This window comes from Candidatus Amarolinea aalborgensis (genome assembly GCF_900491745.1).
Lineage (GTDB): Bacteria > Chloroflexota > Anaerolineae > SSC4 > Amarolineaceae > Amarolinea > Amarolinea aalborgensis.
This window is the reverse complement of the sequence record NZ_UETR01000009.1, coordinates 1-12,078: the sequence shown is the minus strand read 5'-3', so window position 1 is coordinate 12,078 and position 12,078 is coordinate 1. Positions and strand designations below refer to the sequence as shown.

The 12,078-nt window shown below is 54.8% G+C and carries 6 protein-coding genes; 1 reads left to right on the top strand and 5 read right to left on the bottom strand.

Features of this window, described 5'->3' with window-relative positions:
- Nucleotides 1-3 precede the first annotated feature (3 nt).
- From ACPQ6D_RS13220 to ACPQ6D_RS13200, 5 genes are all read right to left on the bottom strand, one after another.
- Nucleotides 4-2,589 carry a tubulin-like doman-containing protein gene (locus tag ACPQ6D_RS13220; protein WP_423224805.1) on the bottom strand — a complete coding sequence of 862 codons (2,586 nt, stop codon included), beginning with the start codon at nt 2,587-2,589 and terminating at the stop codon, nt 4-6.
- A 45-nt stretch (nt 2,590-2,634) separates the two neighbouring features.
- Nucleotides 2,635-5,802: a vWA domain-containing protein gene (locus ACPQ6D_RS13215; protein WP_423224804.1), complete on the bottom strand. Its 3,168-nt coding sequence runs from the start codon at nt 5,800-5,802 to the stop codon at nt 2,635-2,637.
- On the bottom strand, nt 5,799-7,811 hold the full coding sequence (locus tag ACPQ6D_RS13210; protein WP_423224803.1) for an ATP-binding protein: 2,013 nt from the start codon (nt 7,809-7,811) through the stop codon (nt 5,799-5,801). Before ACPQ6D_RS13210 ends, ACPQ6D_RS13215 begins: the two co-directional genes overlap by 4 nt.
- 377 nt (nt 7,812-8,188) lie before the next feature.
- Entirely contained in the window at nt 8,189-9,937 is a 1,749-nt protein-coding gene (locus ACPQ6D_RS13205) for a magnesium transporter CorA family protein (protein WP_423224802.1), read from the bottom strand.
- An 11-nt stretch (nt 9,938-9,948) separates the two neighbouring features.
- On the bottom strand, nt 9,949-10,704 hold the full coding sequence (locus tag ACPQ6D_RS13200; protein ID WP_423224801.1) for a hypothetical protein: 756 nt from the start codon (nt 10,702-10,704) through the stop codon (nt 9,949-9,951).
- A 1,082-nt stretch (nt 10,705-11,786) separates the two neighbouring features.
- On the opposite strand from ACPQ6D_RS13200, the gene ACPQ6D_RS13195 reads away from it, so the two are divergent.
- Nucleotides 11,787-12,078: asparaginase domain-containing protein (locus ACPQ6D_RS13195; protein WP_423224800.1), on the top strand; the 292-nt coding region annotated here is incomplete at its 3' end.

Genomic DNA, 12,078 nt, shown 5'->3' with positions numbered 1-12,078 from the left:
GACTCAAAGGTCGCTTGACGAAGACGGAGGCTGGGTGGAAGAAGACTTGCTAGTCGAAGATGTCCCTGCACCCGGCGATGGCGGTGTACCGGAAGTCGATGAACCTGTCATCTTTTGCCCGCCACTTGTTGCAGACGCCCGTTGTGTCTGCTCTTGTCCTTGAGTGGGCGGTGTGTACACATCAGGCAGATCCACCCATTCGGCTTGTAGGTGTAATAAAGCCTTTGGGAACTCGCCCCCATGATAATGTGTGTGTAGTTCTGGTAGTGAGCTGATCAGTTCCAGAGGCAACCCGTGCACGATGTAACAGGCATCGATGCGGTCGCGGTCGCCAGTGCGTACCTGTCTGAACTCGCCGAAATCCTTCATCACTTGGGCGAAGACCTCGTCAATCTCGCCTTTGGCTTCCTTTCCATCGCCCGGCACACTGACAAGAGGAATCGGATCAACGTCAGCATAACTAAATGGCCGCAGATCAGCGTCGGCAAAAGCGAAAGGACGAACATGGCTGCCCATGACCTGCTTCGGTGCAAAATAGGGAGGAATGCCTCCATTCGCTCGCTGCCGCTCTTGCGCGTACTGAATATAGAAAACACTGCGGATGTCGAACTCGCTCGACATTTTGGAGTACAACCCGTTAAGCGGTGGTTGGCTGAGGACCTCCCGCACCACTCTGTCTAGATCACCAACGCCTACCCGTAATGGTTGGCGAGCCCCGGCTGGCAAGATGATACTGCACAGACGCGAATGCAGCGTTTCCCAACCGGTTGAGCCATTGTCGCTGGCGGCTGGTTGACGAAGCAGACCATCCAGATGCTCATAGAGCGTATCGGCATACTCTTCGCGCATGGCGCCGGTTTCCATCTCGTAAATTGTGCTGGCTTCGGCGCCGTCGTTTGGACGGAGGGGATCTAGTTGCTGTCGTGCCTTATTCGCCTGTTCTGCGGCTTGCTTCTGAGCCTCAATGATAGCAGCATTTGCAATCTCCCCTGCCGTCTTATAAGCTTCGGCCATGTTACGCATTTTTTCCAGTAATTGCGCCCAAGCGGTGCGCGCCGTTTCAAGAAGTCGAAAGCTAATTAATGCTTTCTCGTAGCGAGCTTGTTCATTATGGCGCCGTTCCGATTCAGTCTGATTAGGAAACAGAGACTCGCGCCAACTCAGTCTCGGCGGAGACACAGGCTCCTCGACCCCTTCCAGTGGAAACTGATCGTGGTGGCCGACGTCCTCAGGGTGCAAGTCGCTATCACTTTCGCCATAACTGAGCCGTCGCGCAACTTCAGATAGACCCTGTATGCCGTACCTCTCTAGCACTGCTATCATCGTTGTGGTCAGTACCTGTTCAAAGGCAAGCCACCTTCCATCGTTGCGAGTCATGTCTTGTTGCAGATGTTGCAGCTCATCCTCGGAAACCGCATATTTACGAAACGCATCCTTGAGTCTATCTCGAAGCTCCAAGTAGCTCCGCCATTTCTGTTCACCTGTTAGGTCCTCCGTGACACCTGCCATCAGACGCTGGCCCGAAACCCAAATTGTCGCAGCCAAGAGAAAATTCCACATCGCTGCACGCGGAAGGACGAGGGCTGCCGCCGCGAAGGCGCTATAATTGCGGTGACTGCCAGATGTGGCGCGTTCTTCAGAAGCATGAGCATTGGCATCCTGGCCGAGGATGTCCTTGTTCAAAGCCGAGAATGCCATCAAGTGGATAAGATGAGCTGCCATTTGCTCAGCAGCGTCTTTGCCCGAATGGGCAACTTTTTCGCTATTAGTGCTTTCGACCAGGAAAATACGGGAGAAAGCTCGATAGGGGGTTTCTGGCAAGGCAACCTGCTCGCTCGGATAGAGGGCTTTGAACGTTTGATTCTCATGAAAATACTCGAGTTCCTTGAGCGCTGCGTAAGCATTAGCGCGGATGCGCCGTTTCTGAATATCGCTGCTGATCGTGCGCTCGAAAACCGAAGGCATGAAAAAAATGCCGATAATGCTGGCATTCGATCCCACCTGATGTCGGACACGGTGCGCAACATCCATGAACATTCCTGCGCCCGTGCCCCCACACAGACTGGACACAATAAAGATCAAACGATGATCGCGCATCACGTCGAAGCCTCGGTGCTCGGCTTCTTGGACGGCGGGCAACACCAGCATATTGGTTACTTTATCTTCCATCAGCCTCTTGAACGTTACGTAGTTCCGAAAAAAAGCCAGACGGCCGATCGGTCTCAATTGTTTGGCGCCGTTGTGAACATAGCCTAGCGGAATGTCATGATCATCCAGTGTCCACCAAGATAAGTATGGGTGATTATGGCGGTTCTGCACCAATTTGGTCGCGTCGAATTTGCCCAGGAATGCGTACTCGTGAAAATAGAGCGGCGTCTCCCCCATCTTGTTGACCAAGGGTTCGGTGTCCACCGCCAACACTTGGAGGACGTCCGGCAAGTCGTCCCACGGTCTGGATTTGGGATGAGCGCGCCAGGATCGCAGAAAGCGGTGTTTGGCATGGCGGGCAACATTCGTGCCGGCACCGCCGAGGCCAATGACCAGCGTAGGATAGATAGCAGGTAACGAAGTTGGTGTAGGATCAGACATGAGCTCCTCCGAGCCGGAACGATAAAAACATGAGTAAAGGTTAAATTAGCGCCAAGGTGGTTTAGATGGCTTCGCTAGGCCTGACTTCGCCTCGCCAAAGGGTGAGGTGGAGGCAGAAGATTTGCCTGGACCAGGCTTTGATGACTGTGAGCCGAAACCGGGAACGGGAGCGCCTGAAAAGCTGGTAGGCGCTGATGAACCACCAAGTGGCGATGCGCTTCCGGTCGACCTAGGACCGCTGAAGGGTGCCGGAGGACGGTCTGGGGAGGTAGATGAATATCTCCCGAACGGTGATGGTGTTGATGGCTTTACGCTCCACGGTGGGGATGATGGAGGCGGCGGTGCAGGAAAGGATGGCTTGGATGACTCAGGTGGGTTGGGCGAGGCTTCGGGTTGTGCAGCTACTTGCTTCTCGATCCGACTTGCACGCTGACGCAACATCACAAAGGTAACGACTAACAGAAACAACAACGTCAATGGCCAACTGACAATCCCTGGCCACCATAGCCGGTAATACTTGAAGAAATGGCGTTGTAACCAACTGGGGCTGCGAAAACGGAAACTAACTGATACGGGCTTTCCAGGTAAGCCCGCCACGGCCAATTTGAAATCGCCGCTGTACGTCGTGCCCCATAAGGGGTGATAATTGATTGATTCCTTCACTACCAGATCCACTGGTACCAGGTAGGTGTTTTCCTCGGTGCCCGCCTTCGGTTCACCAAAAAGAAGTTCCAGGCTTTCAGCGCCAATACTACTGACGCCGCCACCTGCGTGTAAGTCCGATGCCTCGAGGCGGAAGTTGGGATTTCCCGTAAAGTAGACAAGCAATTCCCCGCGCGCCCGTTCTTGCGGAAGGCCAATGTCACCAGCCCGAAAATCCTGCCCCTCACGACCATCAAACCCACGTACTCCCTTGAAGGCCCAGGCTAGTGGCGCGATTTCGAGTTTCCAGGTTAGGTTCGTCCCCTTCTCGACGGTGCTGTTAGCATCCGGCGCCGCCAACGCAAAAGTCCCAGTACAGACGCCTGGCAGGAGTTGTGTTTGACCGGTTGTGAATAATCGCAATGGCAACTTGCCCTCGCTCGTAGGGGCGCCCGCTGTAAGCTGAAGCCCTGGACAGTTGGCGCTATTGAACTCGGTGACCTGCACGGCGAAGGGGTCTCCATTTCTAAAACTGATCGGAAGATCGGCTTGCGCTTTGACCGGTTCGCCGCTGATTTCAAAATTTGCTTTGCCGAAATCAACGTCCTTACTATCAATCACTGCTGTGGGTGTGGCAACATTCCTGAATACCCTCACGGACCGCGGAAGGCGCACCCCAGTGGGTTGACGCTCTGTACTGAAGTTGAGCGTGCCCTCGTACTGGCCTGGTGCTATATCAATCGGAAAGTCAACTTTGAGAGTTGCCGCTTGCTGGCCAGCACCTCGAATATCAACGCTGAATACTACTGTAATGCCGTTCACTGGTGCTCCATTCCCCGCCCGATTCAAGGACAGGTCAGCGGTCAACCGTCCCAAATCTTCAGTTGTCCCGGCAATGACGGTCACAGGCCAACCGTCAAGAGGTTGTTGACCCAGATTCAGAGGGTCGGGCAGGCCGCGCACATAGACCGCTGGCTCCATCACCAAACTAGTCTCGGTCCAATCTCCAAAATGTACGCCCTGACTAACGCCTTCGCAAACAAAATAAATGGCGTAAGTGTGGCCATCTGTGGGGACGAATCCTTTGTAGCTGCAACTCCGACCTTGGCAATCCAAGCCTGCGTCGTGTATGGGCTGGCTATCCAGCGATTGATCGAGTACATAAACATGCCCGCGCAACTCTGTGACGTCAGGACCAGGACCAAATGATGCCTGAAACAGGCATGGACCGTTCGGGATGCAGCCTGCGGCCGCCGACGGTGAATCGGCCTGAAGTTTTGGCAGGTCTGAACGCGTTTCGATAGCAAAGTGTTTGATGATTTGGAGGGGCGCGGCGTCGCTGCCCACTTGCAACATGATGTCCTTGCGTCCAGGTGGCACGGTTATCCATCGAATCTGACCATCTGTGGTTAACGGTTTGAGCGGAGTGGTTCCATCCAGCAACAAGGGGTCTTCGCCTGCGGGTCCATGGATACCCCCCATCAGCAGCGTCGGCTTGTCAGATGGCGCGTAGCGAACGGAGGCAGGATTTTCGGCAATGGAGGCAGGTGGCGAAAGCAGCTTAGGATAGGTGTCAGTGCTAGCAACAACAAAAGCACCTCCATCTTTAGTCACCCCTACCCAGCGACCTGCAGGCAAGGCGCTGCTCTCAATCAATTGAACCTCGATGTTGCTATCATGTAATGCCTTTTCAGTTGTGATTGGCTGATCATCACGACGCAAAGTGTTCAATTCACCTACAGAGGCGACAACAGCAATGCGTCGCGCCGCGTGTGTTTCGCGCGTGAAAAACTCCAGGTTGCCATCTTTGTTACGTCGGTCTACCACGTGGATCTCCGGCTTGATAGATGCGAAAATATCGCTAAACTCTCGTAACAACTCGGAAGCATTTTGTGCAAGTCTGGCTGAGACGCCTGCATTCGTTTCCAGAAACGTTGCGGCTCCCTCGGGACAGCCTGCATTCTGGTTGCAGAGAACGACGGAGAACACCTGAACACCCATTCGTCGCAATGCGGCTGCTGAACCTCGCACCGCCCTATTTTGATCCTGGCCCCCGTAAGGTACGCCATCGGTTAGAAACAGCAAGTAGCGAGCTCTTGCAGGTTCCTGCTGGCCGGCAAATATGTCTACAGCCTTCGCGAAGCCCAGGTCAATACGCGTCTCGCCGTGGGCGCTATAGTCCTTTGGGGCGTTCAAGGATGAAATGAGACCTGCGCGGTTTTCAGGGCCACCCATGGCGGTGAGCTTTCCTAATGCGCCAACCCCTTCCACCCTGGAAGCAAACCTAACAACGGCAATACGATCGCCGCTGTCAGCGAGGGTCGCCAGTAGGCGAGCAGCGCTATAACGCAAATCCAGTGGGTCGCTCGGCGGAATTTGGCCACTGGTGCATTTGTCGTTGTTGGGCGTCCATGGATTGGTGCAATCAGCCATGCTCCCCGAGTCGTCCAATACGATGACGATATCAACGGGCGCTGACTCACCAACTTCTTCGCCCAACGCTGTCTCTGGCGCTGAGATGTGCAACCCTAACAGAACCAGAGTGAGTGCCAAGGCAAGCGCAAGCTTCATGACCCAGCACTCTGTTTGCGTGAAAAATTGGTCTGTGCATCTAGGAACGCAGCAATCTCCTGGGTATTGATGCGGTTATCGTCTGAGACCACTGCTTTTCCTATAGCGTCAGGCAGAGACGTACGGACAGCCCGCGCTAGAGCCGGCGTGCTGAAGGGCGCGCCCAGTAATGCCAACAAGGATTGACGCACGTACTCTCGTTCATCGTGACCTGGATTCGAGGTGTGCAAGATTTCTTGCAGATAAACCGGATCAGCATAAGGCATTGTCATTCCATTGCTTCCGCGCTGCTCAATAGGTCGAGGGGGCAATTCCAGCCCTAAGACTGCAAGTTGCGCGCTGCGCTGCTCGCGCCAGGCACCATTGCCTGCCGAAGTCAGGTGATGCGCGTCGTCTTCGGCGCGCCAGAAAGCCGCGCGCACCATTGTTTCCAACTCACGGCCAGAATAATGGCCAACGACAGACTTTGTCATCCACTCATTCCAAATCGAAGTCTGCCAGCGGAAGCCTGCTTGAGCAGGCAACTTGTTTTCCAACAGATCTCGGCAAGCGGCTTCATCTGGGAGCAGAAATGGAATACGCAACTTGAACCGACTGAGGAGCGCGGCATCAAGCAGATCAGGACGATTGCTGGCGGCGATCCACAAAACCCTGCCCAAATTGCCTTTGTCCTCCATAAATTCCAGCAGGCGCCCTAACAAGCGTTGCTCGACGCCGCTATCGGAGCGGTTGCTCGAGCGACTCATGAAAGCCTGGTCAATCTCGTCAACGAAGATGACGGCCGGCGCCAGGGTTCGCGCCACCTCCAAAATGCGCTCAAAGTTGCGTTCGCTTTCGCCCACCCACATGCTGCGCACGTTGCGCATCACGAACATCGGCACACCTGCATCACGCGCCAAAGCCGCGGCAAAGTAGGATTTACCGGTGCCAGGTGGGCCAACGAAGAGGATGCCGGCAATGTCAGCACGACCCTCACGCAAACGGGGAAGCAGGCGGTCGAACTGTTCTTTGACATAGTCATAGCCGGCAATGTCGGCAAGGCCGTGTTTGGGCTCCTGCGGTCTCAACAAGCCATCGCTCTCGCGACTCACAATCTCCGCGCGACGCTCTGCCAGACGCGTCCTCCAGTCGGCATCTGGGTGCAGGTTGACAAAGCGAACGAAGTCGCGTAATTCGCGCAGATTCATGCCCGCGGACCCGTTGGCCAGCTTATCGATCGCCTCTGTCTCATTCGCGTCGTCCGCGTCCGCGGGGAGTCGGTATTCATCGAAGCCGACCAGCCAGGCCACAAATGCCTTCCGGTCATCCCGCCCGGGCATGGGCAGACGATGAATGCTCAGACGACTGTTGCCGCCCTGCACCTCGGCGTGCAAAGCCGCCAAGTCGGGCGTGATGCAGACTACCACGTGTTTGCGTAAGGCAAGGTAGGGATCGCTCGACCAATTGTGCAGAGCTTCCATAATAGCAGCCGAGTTATGAGCGGCGAGTGGACCATTGGGGGCTGGGACCAGATGCTGAAGGTGCTCGATCAGCACACCTACGCTCATATTCTTTTCCGTCTGTTCGCTGCCGCTCGTCCCCGAACCATTCGTGTTGGCCTTTACATGATAATCATGCAGCAGCACACGCGAAAATAGGGGAAAGACGTTGTCAGGATGACGCCACTCGTGTGGGGTTTTCGGATCGTCATGACCAGAACGTCCCGGGCTCGCCTGCGCTCGTATCAGCGCATAGGGCTGTGAAGCGGCATGGTCTGCCGTATCTTGCCACAATTGCGATGGTGAGTTGTTGCTTTCCCAAGTATTCGTCGGTCTGGGCGCTGCGCTTCCCGACTCCAAATCCTCGCGCGTATGCACCCTGAGGCCATCGTGCAACGAGTAAGAGAGCGCCAAAGATTTGGCTTTTGCCAGGCGATAGGCAATGTACTCGCTCACCGTCCACAGATCGTTAGGAAAGTCGGGTGCCAGGTTCTGAGCAAACACCAAATCATCCACATTGAAATGAAGCAAGAAAACGCATCGTCCTAGGTCGTCCCGCGCCTGCACCATCTCGCGATACCATAAGGGTCGAACGTCGTTGCGATAGCGGTTAGTCTTAGATTCCTGGTTTCCTGAAGGAGTCTGATCGGATATCTGTGTGGTACTCATCGTCTGTCAACCCCCCTATGATCATCCGCACCAACGTAGATTGTCCATCTCGAGACTCCATCCTCGTCGAGTCAGTTCATACAACAGCCACTCGACATAGCCCCGCGTACCACGCATCTCGAGTTGGCCCTGATGGGTCATCGATATCTGGAGATAGCCTCGCTCCATCGTTCGCTGGGCGGGCGGAGGATCGGCTGCCAGTAGCTCAGCGATCGCATGCACTCGATCCACAGCACCATTCATGCCGCCTCCTTCAGACGATAGGGTTGCATGTCTGCCCACGCTTTCTGTGCTTTAGACCACTCATCTTCACTAGTGGAGTTGGCAGGCTCGGGTTCGTGTGTTTCTTCCACCTGTCGCCGCCACAGGTCGAGCATTTGCGGAGTCAGGCTGGAAGGCACGACGCCATCGAAATTGATCTTGCCAGTCAGAGCAGGTTGCCCCTCGGCCAGAATCGTCACTCCGTCCTCGGCAGGTTCGATCCGTACATCAAAACCCTTGCTCTGCAAGAGATGGACAAGTTGTTGGGTAGCAAGGCCGAGTGAGAATTCAGACTGGTACGAAGCGCCTACCCCTTTCGATCTCAGCCTATCCATGAACTCGCGCAAGGCCGTTTTACAAGATTCGTTGCCATGGCCCTCTACTTTGAATGCCATCTCATCCAAATCATCAATGGTCAAATAGAATTCCTTTCCGTCCGGCTTGCGCCCGATCAAGGTTCGTACGCCATCGCCTGACCGAGTGTCGATCCGATATCCCATTTCACTCAGGCATTCGCCGGCATTCTTCGCCAAGAGTTCGGCGGTTGCGCGCAGCAGCAAGTCTGTGGCTTGCTGAAACAGAGATTCTGCTGTATCCAGCAACCCGCCCGCTTGATCGGCCTGGAGCCAGGCCGACGCGATATCTCGTTCAAGCAGAGCGCGAACATCGGTGTTTTTTCGCAGCCATTCTTCGACCTTAGGTTTCAGCTCCGAGAACTGAGCCAGGGGTTCCATACGTTTTTGCCAATCATTCAGTAGCAGCATTAGGTTACGCTGGCGCAGGCGTTGCCCTGTTTCGCGCACAGATTGCAGATGACGCAACACAGCCTCCGCGCCTGAGATGGCGCTCGTGAACTCGGCTTTCGATAACGCACGTTCGGCGTCGTCCAAGATGCGGCTGATGTGCTCCACACTGCCCAGGTAAGTGTCTGCGTCAGGAGCATTAAGTACAGTGTGCAACGCCTCCTGGGCCTGCCAAAGCGTCTTTATGGCTCTTTGTCGCAGTTTCTGGCGTTCTGGCGCCAAAGCCTCCATCTCCTTCAAGCGGCGTTCCAGATAGGACGCTACCGCTACAGTTTCTTCGAAAATCGCCACGGAAGGTAGCGTCTTCCCCAGGGCAGTGTCGATTGCTTGCACCTCCATCCCTGCTATTCTGGAGTCTAGTTTGCGATTCATCTCAATGAGGCCACTGACATCGAATAGATGGGCGTTGGCACCGTCTGCAAAACGATCAGTGCACTGACGAAGCCGGTCTGTCCAGGCTCGAAGATGCCGCACCTTTTGTGGCCAGCCACTCGCCATCTCGAAGGTAATGTTCTGTGGTCGCGAGTCTGGTATCACTTGTGAACGCATACGGTCGACCGCGGCCCAATCGGATTGTGAGTCTGCGCCAGCTGTCACAAGTTCTTTCGAACTCTTCAGTCGTCTCGATCGTTCTAGTTGTAGTTCTTGTTGACGCTCGACCTGCTGTTGCAGTTTAGCGGCATTGCGCTGGCGTTGCGCGTGTGCAGCTTGTAGCTGTTCACGCTCGTAGTTCGCCGCGGCTGCGCGTAACTGGCGCTGCAAGGCCAGATTCTCATCCGCCATGGCTTTCAGTTCACTGCCGCACGCCAAAATTGCCTTGGCGCTCTCACGCGCCACCAACACACCTGCACCGGCGATAGCCACTGCGGCGGCGACCAGGGGGGCTGCGATACTCGATGCGGATCCTACGGCAAGTGTACTCATCACAGTCTTCCTCAGAGATGATCTTCGCTAGACGACTTGGGCATGTTCGCGTAATGAGGTGCAGGCCGTCCTGTGTCTTTGACCTCGTTTTTTAGCCGCGAATTTTCTTCTCGTAATCTCTGCACTTCGCCTGACTTAGTCTTTAACTGTCCCTCCGTGAACGCAAGAGACTGCTTTAGGTCATCCTTGGCTTGCTCGAGTCTTGTGATTTCACGATTCTTTTCGTGATTTTCCCTGACAAGCAAGTGGATTTTATCTGCATAACTTGCTTCGCTTCCTGGAGTTGAGCTTAGAGCAAGACCGACGTCGCGCAATGCGTTCTCCTTCGTTTCAAGGTCGTGTAGCGCACCAGAAATAGCATCAGCGAACCGTTCTGGGGCTATTTCGTTGTGGCTCAATCGCCTTGCATCGATCAGAATTTGACGCACGCGTTCTACAATCTGCTTGTTGCCATGCAGCGCGTTCCGAAGCTGGCGAATCGCCTCCTGATGCTGTACGCAATTGGGGCAAGGCTTGGGATTCACTGCAACGGATATGGTTCCCGTAGTTCCACGCATCACCCTTTGAATTGCTTGATGGTTCTCGCTTTGCGCCGACTGAAGCCAGTGGCTAAGGTTCGGAACAGGTTGCCAACCGAGTTGGTCAAGACGCTCCATGACTTTGTCGCAGATCTGCTGTTCGTTGACCCCTACCAGTAAATCGACCTTGCATTCGGCCAACTCACTGCGTCTATCGGCATCCATGAGTCTTAGGAAAAGTGATGTCATTTAGTCTGACCTTCTGTTCTGTTAGCGCATCGAGATGTGGTGTAAACTCCAGTTTGCTCCCAAGCATAGCCGTTACTGCGTTACATCTCAATGTAAGGGCGTGGGAGTGCGCGGCTGTGCACGAACATGAAGACTAGTCGAACAGCAAGTGCGGGGATCAGGGTAGCATTCACAGCTTGTTGAGAATATAGCATTAACGCTAGATTAGTGCAAATCGCTCTCGCCACGGATGATTTTCATCCACCACATTGCTCTTTCCACCGACCGCCGTTGATCTGCCTCCGGCGGGCTGTCACTAAATGATGGGCTGCTGATCGATACTTCGGCTCATCCGCTCTCATTCCTTGATGTTGACTCCGGCTATTGGTCTGCTAGGTAATGATGATGTGGCGTTCGTTTCAAAACTTGATCCCTTCCAGGATGTCCCGAATGTTCAGCTGTAATTCGCCCACGTTCAAGTGCTTGATGCTCATCACGTCGCTCCGTGTGCTGTTCTTGTTCAACGACCATCATTTCCTACTCTCACTATAACACAAGAGCGCCTCAGATGTTTTCCATCTTACTCTCAGAAGTCTCTCATCTTTTACGATTCATTGTGCTTGTACAACCCAAATCATTGGTATATCCAGAGGCAGGCAGATCACGTATGAAATATCACGATCGTCTCGGATGCACCTCAGTTGCTATCTTGCAAGTTGACTTCTTGCAGAAAAAGCAAGAAAACTTATGCAAAGTCGCAAAGTTCACAAAGGTTTTTCTTCTTGGCGTTCTTTGCGCCTTGGCGTGAGCAATTTGGGTTCAGCTTGTCCCGGTTAGGAAAGGCGAACCGGAGTTAGGGCAAAACCAACAGACGTTGATGGCAGCCGAATGACCGCGATGCTTGTACCGTAGCGCGCAATCGTTAAAGGAGCGTTACGCAGCGCGTTGGCGACTTGCCCGCGGCGACCTTTTTGCTGACTTTGCTTGAATTTTCTGACGCGCCTTTTTGGCAAGCGGGTAGAAATGTGCTAAAAATGGTTGTAGTGATCAATCCATCAACATTCCGCGCCGCGCGTCAACGGCCACAGGCCAGGCAGGTCATCATGAGTGAGCGTAAGAGAAGTCCACATTCCAAACCGACCATCCACGTGATCGCCACGGGCGGCACGATCGCCATGCGCATTGACCCCGTGAGCGGCGGGCCGGTGCCGACGCTGAGCGGCGCTGACCTGGTGTCCGGCATCCCGGCGCTGGGCGCGCTGGCGAAGATTACGGTGGAGGAGTTCGCGAACATACCGAGTGAGCAGATGCAGCCGCACACCTGGCTGGAGTTGGCGCGGCGGATCCAGGCGTTGACCGCGGCGGAGTCGGCGCGCGCGCGCCGGCCGACCGGAG